The organism is Mucilaginibacter achroorhodeus (assembly GCF_007846095.1).
Lineage (GTDB): Bacteria > Bacteroidota > Bacteroidia > Sphingobacteriales > Sphingobacteriaceae > Mucilaginibacter > Mucilaginibacter achroorhodeus.
On record NZ_VOEI01000001.1, the window covers coordinates 193,887 to 215,909 of the forward strand.

Here is a 22,023-nt window from a genome sequence, read left to right on the forward strand (position 1 = left end):
TGAAGATTACCTACTGTTTAAACCTGTGTTAAATAACATTGGTGATTATTAACCCTGTATTAACATTACAGGGTGTAGGTAAATGATGCGGTATACGTAGCACCCACGCGGTAGCTGCTTTGCGTATAATCGCCGGCATCGTACTTTTTATTGTTGTTTTGATCGAAGAAGAAAGTATAGCGCTGGTTGAGGATATCACCTGCGTTTATCTTCACTTCGCCTTTACCTTTAAGTACTTTTAGGCCTAATTGCGCATCGATCACATTACGCGGAACATCATACACGTTTGCATACTGACCGCCTGCTGCCAAGTTGAGTCTTGGGCCTACGCGGTTGTACAATGCATTAAACGTCATCTTGTTATTAAGGAATGCGTGTGTTAAGCCAGCATTAATTACGTAGGGAGCCTGGCCGATCAGCGGGCGCTCGTCAAACTTCAGGTTTAAGCCCGAGTTTACCGGGTTCTTCGCAGTTGATTTGGCAATAGACACGTTAGCATAAACCGTAGTGTTCTTTAAAGCATTTGTTGGCGAAATAAAGTCAAGCGATTTGCGTGCTTCTAACTCCACACCGTAAACATTTGCTTTATCACTGTTAAAGTAAGTGATGATACGGGTTGATGTTGCATCATTATTAAATGCCTCAATTGCATTATGGAACTTTTTGTAGAAACCTGATACCGATAATATTTGACCGGCAGATGGGAACAACTCAAAACGAACATCGAAGTTATCGATCTTGGTACGTTTAAGCGTGGGAGTACCCTGCTGGAATGCCAACAACTCATAATCGAAATAGGATGATGTTGCCAACTCCCTAAACTCCGGCCTTGCCAATGTTCGTGAGTATGATGCACGCAAATTGATCTTTTCGGTAAGGTTGTAAGTAAGATTTGCTGATGGTAACACATCTGTGTAGTCCTGGTGAACGTTGTCGCCCGGGTTTTGGTAGCTGTTTGGTGTTACATTGGTATTAAACTGCTCAACACGTGCACCCCACACAAAGCGCAATTTGGCTGTAAGCTTGTTGTCAAGCATCAAATAACCAGCGTTAGTACGCGCATTGGCAGAGTATGAATCCGAAGGGATCAATGCAACCTCATTCAATCTATATACACCCTGGTTGATCAGGTCAGTCGAGAACAAAGTGCTAAGCGGGCGGCTTGCGATCTCGTTCAACCTATCCGGGTCACTTTGAACAGCCTGGCTAAACAGCGGACCAACAAAGCGAACATCATAGGTCCTGGTGCGGTAAAGTGTTAATGCACCTGCCTTAAATGTAGACTGGTTGAATAACTTAACCGGCATGCTGTAGTTTACAGCAGCTGAGTAAGAGTCCTCTTTTAGCTTACCAAAAAGCGTTGAGTTTTCCTTGGTAAGTGAGGTTAGCTGCGCCAGGAAAGGGTCGTTTGTACCCTCTGCCCTGGTGTAAAGCGCCTTACGCTGACCCGGCTGGTCGTTAAGGATGTTGCCATAGCTCAATTCCCAGTTTAGCTTAGCACCTTTCTCACCAATTGGGTGGTTACCTTCAAGGCTTGATTTTAGTAAAGCTTTTTGCTGAAGGTCAAAGGCATAATAGTTAACATCAAAACCAGAGTTGTTGTGACCGGTACGGCCAAGATACTGATCGTCATAAATCCTGTTGTAAACGTTCTTAAAAGTGATCTTATTCTTACCAAAAGTGTAACCAAGGTTTAACAACGCACCAATATTTGTGCTGAATTTGTAATTGTTATCAGTATAGTCGTAGCCGTAAAATTCGCGTTTGATATCGCTGTAAATGTTTTGCTGGTTACGGTAAGTAAGCGCAAGTATCGCACCGAAACGGTTACCGCTTTCTTTACCATCATGCACGCGGCCGATGGAGAATTGGTAATTCTGAGTAGGCAATGCGGTATTTACATAGCGGTTCCAGTCGTTTGGTAACGCGCGCAGGTTGGCGTTGTTAACCTGGTCTGATAAACCGTTAGATATTTGTTCAGTTGAAGCAAATCCGTTTGGTAACTGGCGTTTACCGTTATCAAAACCAAAGTAATCAGAAGCATTACGCGGGCCACTGATGAAGTTTTTACCGGTTGAAGCTGTGTTGTAGCCTCCTGCGATACCAAACGTGATAAAGTTCTGATCTGGCAAATCTTTGGTTTGGATATGGATCAAACCACCTGCAAAATCACCCGGATTATCAGGCGTAGCCGTTTTGGTGATGGTAAGGTTCTCAACCAGATTTGATGGCACAATGTCAAATGAGAAAGCCTTACGGTTATTCTCTGTGCTTGGCAGTGGAGCACCATCTAAAAGAGCAGAATTATAACGGTCACTTAAACCACGGATAACCACAAATTTGTTATCCTGTACGGTAGCACCACTTACGCGTTTTAAAACATCGGCAGTGTTACGGTCTGGTGAACGTTTAATGATCTCTGATGAGATACCATCTGAAATAGATATGCTGTTCTTTTGTACTGCATACAATGATGCGACGGAGGCTTGCCTGTAAGTTGCTTTTACAACTACCTCTTTTAACGCGGTTGATTGAGATGCCGCGGCGGCAATGTCAAGATTGGTTACATCCCCTGCTTTTACCTCAACATCAGAGATTGATTTGGTTTGGTAACCAATGTAACGTACCAGGATAGTGTACTTGCCCGGTTTAAGGCCGGCGATGGTGTATTTACCATCCACATCGGTTGCGGCACCGGTTGTTGTGCCTTCAATACTAACGGTAGCACCGATAAGGGTCTCGCTCGTTTTCTGATCGATCACCTTGCCGGTGATCTTACCGGTTGTTTGGGCATAGGCGTCACCAAACAATAATGCAACAACCATTAGCGTGCTAATAGCGTAAATTATTTTTTTCACGTGTATTAATTTAATACCGCAAAACTATTACCGCGATGTTAGTTGAATGTTATTGGTTTGTTACCAAAAAAGACACTTAATATTAAGCCTGTGTTAATACCCGGGCAAAAGTTTTTGTTAGCCAGCTTGTTGCCGCGAATTAGGTGTTGCACCCTTTATTTCTTCTAATTCAAGCTCATAAGCGCGCATACGGGCATGCAGAATATCCACCTCGGTGCGCAGCATTTGTATCTCGGTGATCAGTTTGGCCGAGTCTTGTTTGTGGATCATTTTATCGCCTGTACCCAGTATCAGCCACTCGGGCGAGTATTTTAACTGGAAGCACAGCTTGCGGATGAGGTAATAACTTACATCCTGCTTTCTGTTGATCACTTTGCTGATGAAACCCTGATCCACGCCTATAGCGTTGGCAAGGGCCAGTTGCCCGCCATGTTCTTTAACAATAACCTTCAGTCGTTTTACAACAGCATCATCAGACATGCTGCAAGTATAAACATTTTTGGCAAAGTGATATGCAAGTGTTTACGTTCACGCATGAACGCTCGTGAACGCTGACAGTTTTGGCGGTTCGATTGAATACTAAAAAACTCCATGGACAATCAATTACTGCACTTTTAGCTTATGGTATTGGTTAGTTGCCTTAATTACTACTTTAACATATAATAAAATAAACATTTACTAACTTAGTATGAAGATATACCTTTCATGAAAAAATCGATTATCACTTTAACGTTATTGTTCATCTGCAAACTTGTATCGGCGCAGGCGTGGACCAGCACTGCTCGCTACGGATCAAACTCGGCCACCCCTGTTATTGATCCGTTGGGAAGGCCTATAAGTAATAATGATATTACCAAAATTAAAGGAACAACTGAGATTTACGACGATTGGATGCCGGGGCAGGTTACCTTTGATAATGGCGAAACCTACAAAAATCTTTTCCTTAAGTTCAATCTAAAAGACAATCTGCTCACTTTTGCTTACAACAGAACTGATGAACCACAGAAATTTAAAGATAACGTGAAGGTTTTTATGGTAAACGGAGGAAGAGAACGTGTTTTTGCAAACGGGTTTCCAAAATTTGATGGTTCCAATCAAAAAACTTATTATGAGGTAATAGCAGGCGGTAAGACTATGTTGCTTGAACATCACCGTCAATACCTAAAAGTAGTGCAAGAAGACAGGGCCTCAACGGGCGGAGAGTACACATCAATTAAACACTACTATCTTTTTAAGGATCAGAAGATATCTAAAATAAAACTGGATAAAACGGACATACTTGCTGCATTGGCAGATAAGCATGCCGAAATTAGCGCTTACGCCGATAATGAGCAGCTTAAATATGATAATGAGCAAGATGTAAAAAAAATATTCGATTTTTATAACAAGCTAAATTAAGTAATCCTTCATTATTGCTATTCTATGTTGGCCACATCACTCTGCCGTCACAATCTTAATTTGCGTAGCAGCTAATTACCACTTCCCCTTCAAAAGCCCTATCTTTGCGGTCTCAAATAATTCGTCTATGTTAAAAGGATTTTTTAACGTTCCTGCACCTGTTAACGAGCCTGTTTTAAACTATGGCCCAAACAGTCCCGAACGTGCCGCGCTAAAAGCTGCGCTTGAAAAAGCTCGCGCCCAACAAGTTGATATACCTATGTATATTGGTGACCAGGAAGTACGCACCGGTAATTTAAAGGAGCTTCGCCCGCCACATGATCATCAGCACCTTTTAGGTACTTTCCATTATGGTGATAAAAGCCATGTTACTGCCGCCATTGATGCTGCGTTAGCTGCCAAAGCCGATTGGGAGAACCTGCCATGGGAACAACGTGCGGCAATTTTCTTAAAAGCAGCCGAATTAATTGCAGGCCCTTACCGCTACATTATTAATGCAGCTACCATGCTTGGCCAAAGCAAAAATGCTTACCAGGCCGAGATCGACTCTGCGTGCGAGCTGATCGATTTCCTGCGCTTTAACGTGCAGTACATGACCGAGATATACGAGCAACAGCCACCTATCTCCGGTAAAGGTATCTGGAACCGCCTTGAGCAACGCCCGCTCGAAGGTTTCGTTTTTGCGCTTACACCTTTCAACTTTACAGCAATTGCAGGCAACTTACCGGCATCTGCTGCCATGATGGGTAACGTAGTTGTTTGGAAACCTGCCGATACGCAGGTTTATGCGGCGAATGTTATCATGCAGATATTTAAAGAAGCAGGTTTACCTGCCGGTGTTATCAACCTGATCTATGCTGATGGCCCGGAAGTTGGTGATGTAGTATTCAGCCACCCTGACTTTGCTGGTATTCACTTCACCGGCTCTACCAAAGTGTTCCAACACATCTGGGGCGAGATAGGTGCAAACATCCACAAATACAAAACCTACCCACGCATTGTTGGCGAAACGGGGGGTAAAGATTTTGTACTTGCACATCCAAGTGCCGATGCTGATGTAGTTGCCGTTGCGATGCTCCGTGGTGCTTATGAGTACCAGGGACAAAAATGTTCGGCAGCATCCCGTGCTTATGTACCTTCAAGCTTATGGCCTGCTGTAAAAGAGCACATGGTACGCGAAATGGCTACTTTTAAAATGGGCCCTACCGAAGATTTTGAAAATTTCGTAAATGCCGTTATCAGCGAAGTATCGTTTGATAAACTGGCTAAATACATCGACGCCGCTAAAACAGATGCAGGTGTTGAAGTGGTTGCCGGTGGTAATTGTGATAAAAGCAAAGGCTGGTTTGTGCAACCAACCTTGTTAAGGGTTGATGATCCTAAATATGTAACCATGTGCGAGGAGCTTTTTGGCCCGGTACTTACGGTTTATGTTTATGAGGACGACCAGTTTGAACAAATAATGAATGTGATTGATGCAACATCAATTTACGCGCTTACCGGTTCAATCATCTCACAAGACCGTTACGCCATTGCACAGGCAACACAACGTTTACGCAACGCTGCAGGTAACTTTTACATCAACGATAAACCTACAGGTGCCGTTGTTGGTCAGCAGCCATTTGGCGGTGCAAGAGGCTCCGGTACAAATGATAAAGCCGGTTCAATGATCAACCTGTTACGTTGGGTATCTCCGCGTACCATAAAAGAAACATTTGATCCACCAAAGGATTACAGGTATCCATTTTTATCGAAATAGATTCAAGAAACAAGAGTCAAGAATCAAGATACAAGCAGAGAGCCGATCCATATGGATCGGCTCTTTTGTTCCCACCTGTCATGGTGAGCCTGTCGAACCACTAATAACGCGGACGGTCTTCGACAAGCTCAGACTGACACGACCTGAAGCCATCTAATTTCATTTCATTGTGTCATGGTGAGCCTGTCGAACCACTCTGCGCGCGTGCAAGTGTTCGAAAAGCCTAAATTGACACAAAAAACAAAAGGCCAATCCGTTTCCGGATCGGCCTTTTTTGATAGATGCAGGATATGTTAGTTTACTGTTTGCGCAATTGGTTCCGGCTTATAAACCAGGTCTTTTAAAGGCGGCACATCGTAACGCTCCTTGATATCTTTAAGTTGAACTACAATGCCCTTTGTATAGGCGTTATGGCGATAGTTATGGATTATCTCCAGTACATCAGGATCAATATATCTTGAGTTCGATCCGTCTATGATCACATCAGTGCCGGCAGGTAAATTGGTTAAGGTTACCTGTATAGCAGCTTTGTTAAGAAACGACACCTCTTCGGCGAGCTTTATGGTGATAGCCTCTTTTCCGCCGTTGCGCCCAATGGTATAAAAATAGGGGTTACGCATATTGGTGCGCAATATGTAGAACACACCTACCAGCATGCCGATACCTACGCCTTTAAGCAGGTCGGTAAGAATTACGGCTACAATTGTTACCACAAACGGTATAAACTGATCCAAACCCTTATGCCAGATATGTTTAAACAGGCTTACACGCGCAAGCTTGTATCCAACAGTAAGCAATATCGCCGCAAGGCATGACAAAGGTATTTTATTAAGTAACGATGGAATAGCAAGCAGGCATACCAGTAACAAAAAGCCGTGGAAGATGGCGCTCATTTTGGTGCGCGCACCGGCACCTACGTTGGCAGACGAGCGTACAATTACGGCTGTCATGGGTAAACCGCCCAAAAAACCGCTCACTAAGTTGCCGGCACCCTGGGCAATCAGTTCGCGGTTTGTAGGCGATACTCTTTTAATAGGGTCTATCTTATCCACGGCCTCCAAACTGAGCAATGTTTCTAGGCTGGCTACAATGGCAATGGTTGCCGCTACAATCCAAACTTCCTTGTCCTTTATTCCATCAAAATTTGGCGACTTAAACAGGCCGAAAAATTCAGTAGTGCTGCCCACTACCGGTATCTGTACATATTGCTTATCTAAAAGCGCAAAACCGGTCCCTGCAAAAGCCGCCGCCAGCGTAGTACCCACAACTACAACCAGCAGCGGTGCAGGAATAACAGCAATTTTTTTTATGCGGGGCCAGTAGATCATTATCGCCAACGATACCGCAGCGATAATAACCGCCCCATAATTTATTTTCCTTAAGGCGAACAGGATCCCCGAAAAGGTATTCTCTCTATCCACCTAGCTAAAACCTTCATCTCCTTCAAAATCCTTATCATAACCAACAGCATGCGGAAACTGCTTCATGATCAGAATGACCCCGATGGCTGCCAACATTCCCTCTATCACCGACGATGGGAAATAGTTAGCTATGGTGCCGGCTTTTACCAATCCTAATATGATCTGCATAGCACCGGCCAACATAATGGCCAGCAAAAAGGCCTCAAACGAACCTAATTTTGCTATGGAGTTTAAAACGATAACCGTTAAACCCGCGGCCGGGCCTGCAACACTTAACTGCGAACCGCTTAAAATACCTACCACTATACCGCCTATTATGCCGGCTAAAAGCCCTGAGAACAATGGTGCACCGGATGCGAGTGCAATACCCAAACACAAGGGCAGCGCAACCAAAAACACTACTATCCCGGCAGGCATATCTTTTTTAAGGTTTTTAGCCAAAAAGTATTTTCTAAAATTAAGATCGCCCACAGGGGTGCCACCTTGCTTAGTTTGCATAATAGATCAAATAAAAAGTTCAACTGTGATGATTAATACCTGCTGCAGAAATACAGCAAAAGAGCGCAGCAACAAAAGCAAAAAAGCTTATGCGGCCAATCACCGGATACTGTGTTATCCGGCTAAAAAAGATTAAGCGTTGGGTGGTGGCGTTGGCACAACAGGATGATAAACCTGCTGATAAAGAGACCGCTCCTGGCTATGCAGGATATTGTTCTCTAAAACAATCGGGCGGTAGATATTGAAATACACAAAGTTCTCGTCAAAGGCCTTCTTTTCTTTAAAGGCGTCCTTTTCGGGGTCTTCTTTATCGTTCTTGGTTTCATGCTCTAATTGCATAATAACCGCCCTTACATGCTTATAATCAAGAGATAAATACACAGGCGCAATTGATATGAACATCTTTACTACAAAGATGCCAAGGAACAATGCCGCAACTGCGTGTTTAGATGTCCTGCGTTTCATGCTTCACAAATATAACATTATTTGGCAATGCCAAAACATACAATACCAATCAACTTTATTTTATATTTAAATACCTAATTTTAGCCATCACCAATTACATCATCGTGAACAAAAAGCTGGATACATTACAACAAAAACGCAAACAGGCACTGGAAGGCGGCGGCGCAACCCGCATTGAAGCGCAGCACAAAAAGGGCAAACTTACCGCCCGCGAACGGCTTCATTTTTTACTGGATGAAGGCAGTTTCCAGGAGATAGGCATGTTTGTATCGCACCGTTCTACTGATTTTGGGATGGAAAAAGAAAAGTATCCGGGCGATGGCGTGGTAACCGGCTATGGTAATATAAACGGCCGGTTAGTTTATGTTTTCTCGCAGGATTTTACCGTTTTTGGAGGATCGCTTTCTGAAACACATGCCGAAAAGATCTGCAAGATAATGGACCTGGCCATGAAGAACGGTGCGCCGGTTGTGGGCCTTAATGATTCCGGCGGTGCACGCATCCAGGAAGGCGTGGTATCCTTAGGCGGTTATGCCGATATATTTTACCGTAATACCATGGCAAGCGGCGTAGTGCCGCAAATATCGGCTATTATGGGCCCCTGTGCAGGCGGCGCGGTGTACTCTCCTGCTATTACCGATTTTATTTTAATGGTAGAGAACACTTCTTATATGTTTGTTACCGGCCCTAACGTTGTTAAGACCGTAACACATGAGCAGGTAACCTCTGAAGAATTGGGCGGAGCACATACCCACGCTACCAAAAGTGGCGTAACGCATTTTGCCTGCGCCAACGAAATAGCCGCCATACAACATATCAAACAACTGCTAAGCTACATGCCGCAGAACTGCGAAGACCGCGCACCATCCCTACCTTATGATGCTAAGGATGAAACCCGCGCTTCATTAAATGATGCACTGCCTGAAAATGCTTCGCAGCCTTATGATATACGTGAAGTGATCGAGCAGGTGATCGACGGCGGCTCATTCCTCGAAGTGCACAAAGACTTTGCCGAGAACATTGTGGTGGGTTTTGCGCGATTGGCTGGTCGGAGCATTGGCATTGTGGCTAATCAGCCTATGTTTCTGGCGGGCGTGCTGGATATCAACTCATCAACGAAGGGCGCACGTTTTGTGCGCTTCTGCGATAGCTTCAATATCCCATTACTTGTATTTGAGGATGTGCCGGGATTTTTACCGGGCACCGACCAGGAATGGAACGCCATTATTACCAACGGAGCCAAACTTCTTTACGCCTTCTGCGAGGCAACAGTACCACGCATTACGGTGATCACTCGCAAGGCATACGGCGGCGCTTATGATGTAATGAACTCAAAACACATTGGCGCGGACATGAACTTCGCCTGGCCTACTGCCGAGATAGCCGTAATGGGTGCCAAGGGTGCTGCCGAGATTATTTTTAAACGCGAAATAACTTCTGCCGAAGACCCCGAAGCCAAATGGCGCGAAAAGGAAGAGCAATACGCAAATATCTTCGCCAACCCCTACCGCGCTGCCGAACGTGGCTTTATTGATGAGGTAATTGAACCATCAGAAACGCGTAGTAAACTTATCCAGGCCTTTAAAATGCTGGAAAATAAGGTAGCGAATAACCCGAGGAAAAAGCATGGGAATATACCTTTATGAGGTTGAAAGGTTAAAGGCGAAAGGTAAAAGCATTCAGGCCTGTGCGATTTCCTCCCTTGGGAGGGTGCAGGGAGGGGTTTATGCGACATTTTAAAATCGCTTCAATAAACCCCTCCCTGCCACTACACATAAGTCTTACACACCCCTCCCAAGGGAGGGAATTGAAAAAATTGATGTCTAAGATCATCCCATACAATCCTAAACTAAAAGCATTAGCATGAAAACTCCGCAAGGATATGACCTTTGGGGAAACTTTACTTTGGAATGAACTTAAAGAGGATAAACTTTGGGGTTTTGATTTTGACAGGCAGCGATGTATCGATAATTATATTGTCGACTTTTATTGTAAAGAACTAAAACTGGCGATTGAGATCGACGGTAAGTCTCATAACTTTGAGGAAGCATTCGAAAAGGATAATGTTCGACAGCAGCGCTTAGAACATCTGGGCATTAAGGTGATTAGATTTGCAGAAGCGGAAGTCAAAGATAATATGGTTAATGTTATTCGAACGATTGAAAGTTGTATTATAAATATTGTAAAAAAGAACCCGTCACTTAAATTGCCACCTGAGTTTCCTTTGGAGGAGTTATAAACCTAAAATGTTACTTTGAGGTTCAGGCCTGTGCGATTCCCTCCCTTGGGAGGGTGCAGGGAGGGGTTTTTGCGACATTTTTAAACGCTTCAATAAACCCCTCCCTGCTACTATACACAAGTCTTGCACAAACCTCCCGAGGGAGGGAATTGGAAAAAACATTTTACCTTTATCCTTTCAGCTTTTACCTCTAAAGAATGATCTCCATCGAACAAATAACCCCGCACCTAACCTGGCAGTTACGCCGCGATGTTTTGTACCCCGGCGAATACAAGTTTAACATGGAAATGCCCGAGGATGAACACGGTTATCACTTTGGGGCATTTACAGATAATAAACTGGTGGGTGTGGTATCGCTTTTCAAAAACCTCAACGACTGGCAATTCCGCAAACTGGCGGTTGATGAGGCTTATCAGGGTAAAGGCATTGGTAAAGAATTATTAAATTACATCACGGGCTTTGCTACTGAAGAGCATGCCGAACGCCTTTGGTGCAATGCACGTACCTCGGCCATTGGCTTTTACGAAAAATATAATTTCACGCAAACGGGTGCACAATTCAGCAAAAAGGGTGTCGACTATGTAGTAATGGAAAAATTGCTGCAAAGTTGATCAAAAACAAAAAGTCAGCCTGCCTTGCGCAAACTGACCTTTTAATACTAAACTGACTAACTAATTATCTTAAAATTAACGCTGCAAAGGTGATGTATCAATATGAAGTGTATGTTAAATAAAAGATAAACTTTAAAACTGTCAAAATAACATTTCTTGCATATCATTTGCATTGTTATATATTTGCCCCACGCTATTCCCCCGATAGCTTTTAATTATAGAATTTTCCAGCCCATGGCAAAAAAGAAAACTGAAGTTGAACAACAAAAACCCGTTGTTGTAAACGAAGCATCATTAGCATTTTTTGAGAAATACATAAACAACCCCTCACCTACCGGCTTTGAGTGGAAAGGTCAGGAGATCTGGTTAGATTATATAAAACCTTACATAGACGACCATTACGTTGATAACTACGGTACAGCCGTTGGTATTATCAATCCCGAGGCTGAATACAAGGTAGTGATTGAGGCACACGCCGACGAGATATCCTGGTTCGTTAACTATATTACCAGTGATGGTTTAATTTACGTTATCCGCAATGGTGGTTCAGATCACCAGATAGCACCATCAAAACGTGTTGACATCCACACTGATAACGGCATCGTAAAAGCAGTATTTGGCTGGCCGGCTATCCACACCCGTTTGGGCGGCGAAAAGGAAGAAGCGCCAACCCTTAAAAACATATTTCTTGATTGCGGCTGCACCAGTAAAGAAGAAGTAGAAGCCTTAGGCATCCATGTAGGTTGTGTAATTACTTACGAGGATGAGTTTATGGTGTTGAACAACCGCTATTATGTTGGCCGCGCACTGGACAACCGCGCAGGTGGTTTTATGATAGCCGAGGTTGCCCGTTTGCTGAAAGAGAACAACATAAAACTACCTTTCGGCTTATACATTGTAAATGCCGTACAGGAAGAGATTGGTTTGCGTGGTGCCGAAATGATCGCTCACCGCATTAAACCTAATGTGGCCATCGTAACAGATGTTACCCATGACACCGGTACCCCGATGATCAACAAGATCGTTCAGGGCGACCTTAGTTGTGGTAAGGGCCCTGTGATCTCCTACGCACCTGCTGTGCAAAATAACTTAAATAAATTACTGATCGAGTCGGCGCAAAAAGCTAACATACCTTTCCAGCGCCAGGCTTCATCACGCTCAACAGGTACCGATACGGATGCATTTGCTTACTCAAATGATGGTGTGCCATCGGCATTGATATCGTTACCATTGCGCTACATGCATACTACTGTTGAAATGATCCATAAAGATGACGTAGATAACGTGATCCGTCTTATTTACGAATCACTGCTTAACATACAGAACGGACAGGATTTCAGGTATATCAAATAATTAAAAACATTTGTACACAAATCAACTTTGTGTATTTGCAAAACACTTATACCCTACATTTTACAATGAAACCAACATTATTAATTTTGGCCGCAGGTATGGCCAGCCGTTATGGCAGCATGAAACAAGTTGACGGCTTTGGCCCTAATGGCGAAACCATCATCGATTATTCAATATACGATGCCATTAAAGCTGGTTTCGGTAAGGTGAGCTTCATTATTCGCGAAGAATTTGCCGATTCATTCAAAGCCATATTTGAGCCTAAACTGAAAGGCCGTGTGGAGATCGACTACGTGTTTCAAAACTTCGACCTAACACCATTTGGCATTACCGAACAAATTGAGCGCGCTAAACCATGGGGTACTGCACATGCGGTGTTAGCAGCCCATAAACAAGTACATGAGCCGTTTTGCGTAATCAATGCCGACGATTTTTATGGTTACGAAGCATTTGAAAAAATGGCTAAGTTCCTTACCACTGAGGTAGCTGATGACAAATACTCTCTGATGGGTTATCAAATTGATAAAACGCTATCTGACTATGGTACCGTATCTCGCGGCGTGTGTGCCGTTGACGAAAACGGCAATATGACCGAAGTTAATGAACGTACCGAAGTATACTTTAAAGAAGATGGTTCTGTTGCTTATAAAGATGCTACCGGCGAGCATCCGCTAAGTAACGATACTCGCGTGTCAATGAATTTTTGGGGCTTTACTCCTGCTGTTTTCAAACAAAGCGAAGAGTTATTCAGAAAATTTGTTGAAGCTAACAAGAGCAATCCTAAAGCAGAATTCTTTATTCCGCTTGTTGCAGATGATTTGATCAAAAACGGCGTTGCATCATTCAAAGTGATACCCACTTCAAATAAATGGTTTGGCGTAACTTATAAAGAAGATAAGCCTATTGTGCAGGCCAGTATTTCTGAACTGGTTGAGAACGGCACTTACCCTGCTAATCTCTGGAGCTAAATCATTAAGAAATAATTTATAGAAGAGCCTTGCATTACTGCAATGCTCTTTTGTTTTATATACTTTGCATTTACAGCTATTGCTTTCCTATATTTATTACCTAAACTCTTAAAATGAAAATTAAACTTTCAATCATGCTGCTTTTAACGGGCCTTTCGGCAAGTACGTTAAAAGCGCAGGGCCCGTACGTTTGGAAAACCGGCAAATCCGGCGCATACAACTATAAATACGTAACCGGCGACCCAACCCACTCACGTTTTTACACCTTAAAAAATGGCCTTACAGTTATCTTAAGTCCAACCGAAAAACAACCACGAATACAAGCCTACATTGCAGTTAAGGCGGGCAGCAAGACCGACCCTGCAGACCATACAGGCCTTGCCCACTACCTGGAACACATGATGTTTAAGGGTACCGACAAATACGGAACGCTGGACTGGACAAAAGAAAAGCCTTTGTTAAATAAGATCGACGACCTGTACGAGCAATACAACTCTACAAAGGATGAAGCTAAACGCAAAGAGATCTACAAACAGATAGACAAAACATCAGGCGAGGCGGCAAAATTTGCTATCGCCAATGAGTACGATAAAATGATGACCGGTATGGGCGGACAAAACAGTAACGCTTTTACCTCATTTGAACAAACTGTTTATACCGAAGATATCCCAAGTTCATCGATAGATAAGTTTTTAACCATGCAGGCCGAGCGTTTCCGCGCACCGGTGCTGCGCATCTTTCATACCGAGTTAGAGGCAGTTTACGAAGAGAAAAACCGCGGGCTTGACAGTGATCCGCGCAAAGTGCAGGAAGCTTTGTTTGCTGCTATGTTCCCCAACAATAATTACGGTAAGCAAACTACCATCGGCACCATAGAGCATTTAAAAAACCCATCGCTAAAAGCCATTCGTAAATATTATTACGATTACTATGTACCAAACAACATGGGCGTTATTCTTTCAGGAGATTTTAACCCGGATGTGATGATAGCCAAAGTGGCTAAAAACTTCGCTTACATGAAGAACAAACCGGTACCGCCATACAAATTTGCACCAGAGGCGCCTATCACCAGCCCTATCACACGCGAGGTTTACGGCCCAAATCCGGAGAATCTTACCATTGCTTTCCGTTTCCCTGGTGCCAGCACACGTGATGCACGCATTCTTAACTTGGTAGGCAGCATATTAGCTAATGGAAAGGCTGGCTTAATAGATCTTGATCTTACTAAAAAACAAAAATTGTTGAGCGGCTCTGCTTCTGCCGATATCCTGAAAGACTATAGCGTACTTACCCTACGCGCAACACCTGCCAAAGGCCAGTCATTAGATGATGTAAAAACACTGATGCTGGGCGAAATTGATAAGCTGAAAAAAGGTGATTTCTCTGATGATCTTATCCCATCCATCACCAACAATTACAAGAAAAGCAAAATTGAGCAGGATGAAAGCTACGTACAACGAGCCAGCAACTTAATGGACGATTTTACATCAGGGGTTGATTGGAGAACAGATGTTGCAACCATTGCCGAATTATCAAAGATCACCAAAGCTGATATTATGGCTTTTGCGAACAAATATTTGCATGATAACAACTACGTAGTAGTTTACAAACGCCAGGGTGCCGATAAAAACGTGATCAAGGTTGATAAACCACCTATTACCCCGGTTGAGGTTAATGCCGGCAAACAATCGCCTTACGTGCAGATGATAAACGCCATGCCTGCAAACCCGGTAAAACCAGTTTGGTTGGATTTTGACCGCGATATACAACGCGCCAAGTCTGGGAACGTTGATGTGCTGGCCGTACAAAATAAAGACAACAGCATTTTCCGCCTTTATTACCGCTTTGATATGGGCAGCTGGACCAATAAGTTGCTGCCAATGGCTGCACAATACCTGCAGTTTTTGGGTACCGATAAAATGAGTGCCGAGGAAGTAAGCAAGTCTTTCTATAAACTGGCTACGTCATTCAGCGTAAATACCAGCACAGATCTGTCGCATGTTATCATTAGCGGTTTGCAGGAAAACTTTAATCCGTCTGTAACTTTGGTTGAGAACGTACTGGCCAATTGCAAGCCTAATGAGGCGGCATTAACCAGCTTAAAGGCGAGGATGAAAAAATCACGCGAAAACTTTAAGCTAAACAAAAGCGCCATAATGCAGGGCCTTGTTAGTTACGCACAATACGGCGCTGACAATCCCTTCAATTACACGTTATCAGATGAGGAAATAGATGCGGTTACGGCCGATCAGCTTGTAAATATATTGCATAGCCTTACCGGTTATAAGCACACAATTCTATACTACGGGCCGCAAACCGCTACGCAGGCAGGCACTACTTTATCGCAATTGCATAAAACGCCTGCATCGTTCACTGCTTACCCGGTGAAAAAACAGTTTACCCGTGTAAACCAAAGTAAGAATATGGTACTGTTTGCCAATTTTGATATGGTGCAGGCCGAGATACAGTGGGTGCGTAACGAGGCAACATACTCACCTGCTAAAACCCCAACTATTGAGTTATTTAACGGTTATTTTGGTGGAGGCATAAGTTCCATTGTATTCCAGAATATCCGCGAGTCAAAAGCATTAGCTTACTCCACTTACGCCAACTATGCACAAGCACAAAAAAAAGAAGATAACGATATTTTTGTAGGTTATGTAGGTACACAAGCAGATAAAATGAACGAAGCCATCGCAGCAATGAACGAGCTTCTGAACACCATGCCTGAGTCTGGCGAGGCGTTTAAAGCAGCCCGCGAGAATATTGTGAAGTCTATTGAAACGGAACGTATCACTCAGGAAGGAATCTTGTTCTCATACCTTGCCGCACAACGCAAAGGCCTTGACTACGATATCCGCAAAACCACTTTTGAAACTGCCGGTAAATTAGGCTTCGCGGAGCTAAATGCCTTCCATGATGCCGAATTAAAAGGCAAGCCCTATACTTACTGCGTGGTAGCGTCAGATAAACGCATATCTGATGACGACCTGAAGAAATACGGAGAGTTAAATAAGCCAGATATAAAACAAATATTTGGTTACTAACTGTTTATTAATAAGTTAAAAGCAGCGGCAAAGTACAAATTGCCCTGCTTTTACTTTATAACAACATCTTTACATTTACTAATTATTAACAAAATGTAACTTTGAACCTTTGAATTTATTGCCTTTAGCAAACCAATTATTGTGATACATTCAACTGTTAAAATTTGTTATTAAAAACTATTTGCTGATCAACACCGTAAGTTACGGTGACCGTTTTATTTACATATTTTTTAGAACTTGAGCCATACTGCTAAATCCCCCAGTACCTATTGCCCAAAGTGCGGCAACCTGTTCCATCATCAGCTCCACAGAAGCTGGATCGTTAAAAATCTGCTGTTTTTTCTTCCGGTTAAAAAGTATTTTTGCGCCAATTGTAAAAAGGCACGTTATATTATTAAACGTAAAGACTAATCTAAATTAAATTATTTGGTACAACTATTGACATAGTTGTTATGTATTAGTAAGATACTATCAGATATTTAATTAGCACAGTTATGTGGCGTATTTTGGCCGTTGATGATGATAACGATATTTTAGACATTTTGCAGTTTATTCTGGAAGATTCGGGCTATAAAGTAGACACTTTATCAGACGGTAATAAATTTATGGATGCCGTAAATGAAAATAATCCGGATTTAATTTTACTTGATGTAATGTTAGGTAATTGCGATGGCCGCGACCTTTGTAAGCAATTAAAAAAGCTTGAGCAAACCCATAACATACCTGTTGTGATGATATCTGCCAGCCATAATTCCGGTAACACCATAAACGGAGAAGATGGACCTGACGAGTTTGTGGCTAAGCCATTTGACATTAATGATCTGCTTGGAACCATAGAAAAACAGCTTAGTTTAAGAGCTGCTTAACAAGTTAGGATTTTATCCCTGCTGATATCAATTCTTTATCTATGCGGTCATTCCAACGCTGTTGTTCACCTGTATTTCTTGCATGTGCCGTTTCAGTATCGTATTGCTTTTGTATAGTATTCAGTTCCCTCAAGGCGTCTAAATAAGCCATATTTATTTCACCCTCAAAAGTGTCGGGTGCCAGTTTTAAATCATATAATCTTTTTTTGAAATGCTCAGCTACCAAACGGGTGAGGTCAAAATGCCTTTGCTCGTGGTTTAGCGCATAATTATTTTGTTGCCCGGCCTGCACCCACGATGCGCTTTTAGCCACCCAGGGTTTAAGACTTATCTTAACATACACTACACCATTTTTCAGATCAACATCCTGGTCATAGCCAATGTAAGAGAAAATCTCTGCGGCATGCTTTAAACTTTTGGATGGCTGGCCTGTAAAATCATCCCAAGTTAAAGGTCTATCAGGTCTGTAAAAGATCGTATCTCCCTCTGTTTTGTCCTGATAGTTGGCAAAAGACAGTTTTACGGCCGTTGCCAATTTAATATTATTACCTGCGTTAGTGTTCATCCAGTTATCAAAGAAGATCAGTCCGTTGGTGATAGTTTTGCTTAAGATCGGCTCAATTTGCTGCGGCGATCCGGCAGGCCGTTGAAATGTTGTAGATGACGTATAACTGGATAGATCAATGGCTGAATATCTACCCTGCAACGCAAAAGACAATGATATCTTGATATTTCCCTTTACAGCTCCCGCAGTTAATGGTTCTTCATTTACGGATAGTTCATTAATGGTAACGATGATTGGTCTTCGCTCTTTATCGGCATACACGCTGTTGGCAACAAAAGCAGAAAGTACAGCACTACCGCCCTTTAAATTGGTATTGTAGGGAAGTGTGATTGTTCCGCCTTTATAGGGTTGTACTTTCCCTAAAGCAGTTTTGTTTTTACGGCTGTCTATAACCTCCTTAACGTAAAATTGATTTGGTTTTACGATTGAAGGATTGGCTTTCAGATTGATCAATGCTGTGTTTTGTTGCTGTGCAAAACAGCGCAATACGGGCATAGAAATTATTGTAAAGCCAATAAGTATTGATAACTTTTTTATCATGGCTTAATTAAACGTTATATATTTGGCCATTATTACTGCCTAAATTTTGCTATTACGTGGTAATGACATAAGCCGATCTTAGCCTCTAAACCCTTATCTACAGGCATTTACATTAAAGTTTTCAACAGGCATACCATCAGTACAACAAGCATCGTTTAAAAAAAGTGCTTTTCCACACTTGTTAATTACTTATGTGGATTGCATTTTTGCGATTACGCTAATTTAGCACCACTATAATTGCGCTCTATGATAAAACTTAAATACGTCGCCTTCATTGCCCCGGTATTTTTAGCCCTGCCAGCGCTCGCACAGCAAAGTCCTTCTTTTCATATTAATCGCACTTATCAAACCGCGAACAATTTGATGGCCATGGGCAAGTATGCTTCTGCGGCAGAGCAATACCGCCTTGTTGAGCAAACCAAGATAACTACTACATCACAGTCAAAATTCGAATCGGAGATATCGCTGCTAAAAGAGAACGCCCAATATTACGAGGCGCTTTGTGCACTTGAACTGGATAATGATGACGCCCAAAGCATGTTTGCCCGCTTTATAAAAGAGCACCCGGAGAACCCGCTGGCTAAGGCAGCATATTTCCAGGTGGGTAAATCGTACTTTAAGCAAGGCAAGTACACCGAAGCGTTAACATGGTTTAATAAAGTAGATGCCGGCGACCTTACCGGTTCTCAAAATACAGAGTATAAGTTCCGTAAGGGTTACGCTTACTTTGTTATCAATGATTATAAGAACGCGCAATTGCTGTTTAGCGAGGTAAAGAACAAAAGATCAGCCTACACAGACGACGCCGTTTATTACTTTGCCTACATTGCCTATCTTAACAAAGATTATCACCTGGCACTGGCTAATTTTGAGCGTTTAAAAAACTCTAAGAAATATGAGGCCAGCTATCCATATTACATCACAGCCGTTTACTTTTTAGATAAACGCTATAACGATGTGCTCAACTACGCCATCCCTATCATTAACAGCACCAAGCAACAGCATGAAACGGAGATGCTTCGCATCATCGGTGCATCGTATTTTGCTAAGGGTAACTATGATAAAGCAGTTGAATACTACAGCCGTTTTGAGGAGCAGGACAAAGGCCAAAGCCAAAACACGCAGGACAGCTACCAGATAGGTTATGCTTATTATAAAGTGGGCAATTACGGCAAAGCAGCATCGGTACTAACCAACCTGGTTGCGCAAAACGATAACTACAGCCAAAGCGGAAGCTATACTTTAGGAGATGTTTACCTGAAAATGAATAACAAGCAAGGCGCCCGCAATGCGTTCTTCACAGCATCGAGGTTAAACTTTGATGGTCAGTTGCAGGAAGATGCGTTGTACCAATATGCCAAGCTGTCTTACGAGTTGGATTTTAATAACGATGCATTGGTGGCAACCCGCCAGTACTTAAAAAACTACCCACGCTCGGTACGCCGCGATGAGGTAAAGGTGTTATTAGGCGAAGCATTGTTAAACTCTAAGAATTACAAAGAGGCTATTGATATTCTGGAGCCTATTCCAAATAAATCTGAAAGCGCGCTGATAGCCTACCAAAAGGTTACCTACTATCGCGGTTTGGAATTTTACAATGAACGTGCCTTTGAAAATGCTATCGGTGTTTTCCTGCGTTCGCTAAAAAACCCCATCGATACAAAGATAGAAGCACTTACCCACTACTGGATGGCCGAATCGATGTTTGAGGTGCGCAAGTACACAGAATCGGTTGAGAATTTTGAGCAATTCTTAAGCATGCCTGAATCCAAAGAAACAGGCTTGACCAATTATGCTTACTATGCCCTTGCCTACTCTGCATTTTATGATGAGCAATACCGCAAGGCGGCCACTTATTTTGAGAAATTTTTAGATGGCGGCCCTACCGATCAAAATACCGAGAACGATGCGATAAGCCGTTTAGGTGACAGCTATTTCGGTATGAAGAGCTATGGGCAGGCGCTTACGTATTATGATAAGATCATCGCACGCCACAGCCAGGGCCAGGAATATGCCTTGTTTCAGCGCGGTATCATTCAGGGCTTACAGGGCAACTATGACGCACGTATCAGTACGCTTAACAGTCTCTTAACGCAGTTCCCTAATTCTGACTATGCAGATGATGCAGCGTTTGAGATCGCTTACGCCTACTTCCTTAAAAATGATGGTGAGCGCGCCAAAGCCGATCTGAATGCGATGATACAAAAGTATCCGCACAGCAGCTATGTTCCGCGTGCTTATACTACCATTGGTTTGATAGAGTATAATGCAAACCATGATGATGCAGCTATTGATGCGTTTAAGAAAGTGGTATCAGATTACTCATCATCAGACGAGGCAAAACAATCATTAAAACAGGTTGAGAAGATCTACACCGATAAAGGCGACGCTTCTTCTTTCCTTAACTATGCTAATTCAACCTCTATTGGTAATTACACCAGTGCCGAGCAGGAGAGCATCATGATAACTGCTGCTAACAACCTTTACATGAAGGGCGACTGGCAAGGAACCGTTAATGCGGTTAATGCGTATTTTGATAAGTTCCCTAAAAAACAGATCTACGAGAAACAGGCGCGCTTTATACGTGCGCAGGGCTTAGCCAACTTAGGCAAAACCGATGAGGCCGTTACCGATTACAATGTGATCCTTAACGACTGGACAAGTGCTTACAGCGAAAAATCGCTTATCAGCATGGCTAAGTTGTACATGAACCAGAAGAAGTATAACGATGCTATCGTGTTCCTGAAGAGACTGGAAACCAATTCAGAATACAAAGCCGATTACAGCTTTGCCATAAACAACCTATTGGTTTGTTACGCGCAGATCAATCAACCAAACGATGTGTTGAAGTATGTGCAGTTGGTGCGTGGTTACGAGAAATCAGCACAGGAAGATAAATTCCGTACAGGTTTGTATGCAGGTAGGGCACAACTACAACTTGCAGATACTGCCGCGGCCATAAAAGAGTTTAACTACACCATTAGCAATACCAAAACCGTTGCTGCTGCCGAAGCTAAGTACAACATCGCTAACATCGAGTATCTGCAAGGCAAATACAAGGCATCACAAAAAACAGCGTTTGAATTGGTTAAAGAGTTATCAAACTATGATTATTGGGTAGCTAAAACCTACATCTTATTAGCTGATGATTATGTGGCTTTGAAAGACAACTTCCAGGCAAAGGCAACCTTACAGAGCATCATAGACAACTATAAGGGCAATGATGATGTGCTGCCAACAGCTAAGGCCAAATTAAACAAACTGGCACCGGGCAAGGGCGGGCAGCAGATAGAAACGCAGCCGGATACCACCCAACAAGGCACCCCTGCTGAAGAAAAACCTGCAGAAGCCAAACCTGCCGAGGAAAAACCGGCAACAGAGCCAGCTACTGAACAAAAACAACAAGAGACCAAAGAACAATAAACGGAGAGACAA

General features: G+C 42.9%; 13 protein-coding genes and 2 pseudogenes. 10 read left to right on the plus strand and 5 right to left on the minus strand.

Annotation, left to right across the window (positions count from 1 at the left end; all coding sequences use genetic code 11):
• Positions 1–65: 65 nt before the first annotated feature.
• Both FPZ42_RS00920 and FPZ42_RS00925 read right to left on the minus strand, forming a co-directional pair.
• Complete coding sequence (locus tag FPZ42_RS00920) at positions 66–2,858, minus strand: TonB-dependent receptor (RefSeq protein WP_261382201.1); 2,793 nt, start codon at positions 2,856–2,858, stop codon at positions 66–68.
• Between the two features lie 117 nt (positions 2,859–2,975).
• Positions 2,976–3,338, minus strand: coding sequence for a helix-turn-helix domain-containing protein (locus FPZ42_RS00925; protein ID WP_146268624.1), 363 nt, complete (start codon positions 3,336–3,338; stop codon positions 2,976–2,978).
• Positions 3,339–3,563: 225 nt separating this feature from the next.
• Between FPZ42_RS00925 and FPZ42_RS00930 the strand changes: the two genes are divergently transcribed.
• Together FPZ42_RS00930 and pruA are read left to right on the plus strand one after the other, a co-directional pair.
• Positions 3,564–4,256 (plus strand): hypothetical protein, encoded by a 693-nt coding sequence (locus FPZ42_RS00930; protein ID WP_146268625.1) that lies wholly within the window; start codon positions 3,564–3,566, stop codon positions 4,254–4,256.
• A gap of 127 nt (positions 4,257–4,383) precedes the next feature.
• A complete protein-coding gene (gene pruA, locus FPZ42_RS00935; protein ID WP_146268626.1) occupies positions 4,384–6,015 on the plus strand; it encodes an L-glutamate gamma-semialdehyde dehydrogenase in 1,632 nt (543 codons plus the stop codon).
• Positions 6,016–6,308: 293 nt separating this feature from the next.
• Here the strand turns inward: pruA and FPZ42_RS00940 are convergent.
• Both FPZ42_RS00940 and FPZ42_RS00945 read right to left on the minus strand, forming a co-directional pair.
• Positions 6,309–7,934: pseudogene (locus FPZ42_RS00940) on the minus strand (SulP family inorganic anion transporter).
• Positions 7,935–8,066: 132 nt separating this feature from the next.
• Positions 8,067–8,399: a hypothetical protein gene (locus tag FPZ42_RS00945; RefSeq protein WP_146268627.1), complete on the minus strand. Its 333-nt coding sequence runs from the start codon at positions 8,397–8,399 to the stop codon at positions 8,067–8,069.
• 104 nt (positions 8,400–8,503) lie between these two features.
• Between FPZ42_RS00945 and FPZ42_RS00950 the strand changes: the two genes are divergently transcribed.
• The 7 genes and pseudogenes from FPZ42_RS00950 (at position 8,504) to FPZ42_RS00980 (ending at position 17,483) form a co-directional block, all read left to right on the plus strand.
• Entirely contained in the window at positions 8,504–10,045 is a 1,542-nt protein-coding gene (locus tag FPZ42_RS00950; RefSeq protein ID WP_222431529.1) for an acyl-CoA carboxylase subunit beta, read from the plus strand.
• 233 nt (positions 10,046–10,278) lie between these two features.
• Positions 10,279–10,638: pseudogene (locus FPZ42_RS00955) on the plus strand (endonuclease domain-containing protein); the annotation flags it as partial.
• Positions 10,639–10,835: 197 nt separating this feature from the next.
• The gene (locus FPZ42_RS00960) at positions 10,836–11,249 is read left to right on the plus strand and encodes a GNAT family N-acetyltransferase (RefSeq protein WP_146268629.1); all 414 of its coding nucleotides are present in this window, start codon (positions 10,836–10,838) and stop codon (positions 11,247–11,249) included.
• Between the two features lie 234 nt (positions 11,250–11,483).
• A complete protein-coding gene (locus FPZ42_RS00965; protein WP_146268630.1) occupies positions 11,484–12,602 on the plus strand; it encodes a M42 family metallopeptidase in 1,119 nt (372 codons plus the stop codon).
• A 65-nt stretch (positions 12,603–12,667) separates the two neighbouring features.
• Positions 12,668–13,570, plus strand: a complete 903-nt coding sequence (locus tag FPZ42_RS00970; protein ID WP_146268631.1) for a nucleotidyltransferase family protein — start codon at positions 12,668–12,670, stop codon at positions 13,568–13,570.
• 113 nt (positions 13,571–13,683) lie between these two features.
• Entirely contained in the window at positions 13,684–16,617 is a 2,934-nt protein-coding gene (locus FPZ42_RS00975) for a M16 family metallopeptidase (protein WP_146268632.1), read from the plus strand.
• 494 nt (positions 16,618–17,111) lie between these two features.
• Positions 17,112–17,483: a response regulator gene (locus FPZ42_RS00980; RefSeq protein WP_146268633.1), complete on the plus strand. Its 372-nt coding sequence runs from the start codon at positions 17,112–17,114 to the stop codon at positions 17,481–17,483.
• Positions 17,484–17,487: 4 nt separating this feature from the next.
• On the opposite strand, the gene FPZ42_RS00985 is transcribed toward FPZ42_RS00980, so the two are convergent.
• Positions 17,488–18,588 carry a hypothetical protein gene (locus FPZ42_RS00985; RefSeq protein WP_146268634.1) on the minus strand — a complete coding sequence of 367 codons (1,101 nt, stop codon included), beginning with the start codon at positions 18,586–18,588 and terminating at the stop codon, positions 17,488–17,490.
• Between the two features lie 246 nt (positions 18,589–18,834).
• Here FPZ42_RS00985 and FPZ42_RS00990 point away from each other — a divergent pair, with 246 nt between their 5' ends.
• On the plus strand, positions 18,835–22,011 hold the full coding sequence (locus tag FPZ42_RS00990; protein ID WP_146268635.1) for a tetratricopeptide repeat protein: 3,177 nt from the start codon (positions 18,835–18,837) through the stop codon (positions 22,009–22,011).
• The last annotated feature ends 12 nt before the right edge of the window (positions 22,012–22,023 follow it).

What these genes read in the sequence shown, in the direction of transcription:
- FPZ42_RS00925 (WP_146268624.1), bottom strand. Translation starts at nt 3,338, where the DNA reads ATGTCTGATGATGCTGTTGTAAAACGACTGAAGGTTATTGTTAAAGAA.
- FPZ42_RS00930 (WP_146268625.1), top strand. Translation starts at nt 3,564, where the DNA reads ATGAAAAAATCGATTATCACTTTAACGTTATTGTTCATCTGCAAACTT.
- pruA (WP_146268626.1), top strand. Translation starts at nt 4,384, where the DNA reads ATGTTAAAAGGATTTTTTAACGTTCCTGCACCTGTTAACGAGCCTGTT.
- FPZ42_RS00945 (WP_146268627.1), bottom strand. Translation starts at nt 8,399, where the DNA reads ATGAAACGCAGGACATCTAAACACGCAGTTGCGGCATTGTTCCTTGGC.
- FPZ42_RS00960 (WP_146268629.1), top strand. Translation starts at nt 10,836, where the DNA reads ATGATCTCCATCGAACAAATAACCCCGCACCTAACCTGGCAGTTACGC.
- FPZ42_RS00965 (WP_146268630.1), top strand. Translation starts at nt 11,484, where the DNA reads ATGGCAAAAAAGAAAACTGAAGTTGAACAACAAAAACCCGTTGTTGTA.
- FPZ42_RS00970 (WP_146268631.1), top strand. Translation starts at nt 12,668, where the DNA reads ATGAAACCAACATTATTAATTTTGGCCGCAGGTATGGCCAGCCGTTAT.
- FPZ42_RS00975 (WP_146268632.1), top strand. Translation starts at nt 13,684, where the DNA reads ATGAAAATTAAACTTTCAATCATGCTGCTTTTAACGGGCCTTTCGGCA.
- FPZ42_RS00980 (WP_146268633.1), top strand. Translation starts at nt 17,112, where the DNA reads ATGTGGCGTATTTTGGCCGTTGATGATGATAACGATATTTTAGACATT.
- FPZ42_RS00985 (WP_146268634.1), bottom strand. Translation starts at nt 18,588, where the DNA reads ATGATAAAAAAGTTATCAATACTTATTGGCTTTACAATAATTTCTATG.
- FPZ42_RS00990 (WP_146268635.1), top strand. Translation starts at nt 18,835, where the DNA reads ATGATAAAACTTAAATACGTCGCCTTCATTGCCCCGGTATTTTTAGCC.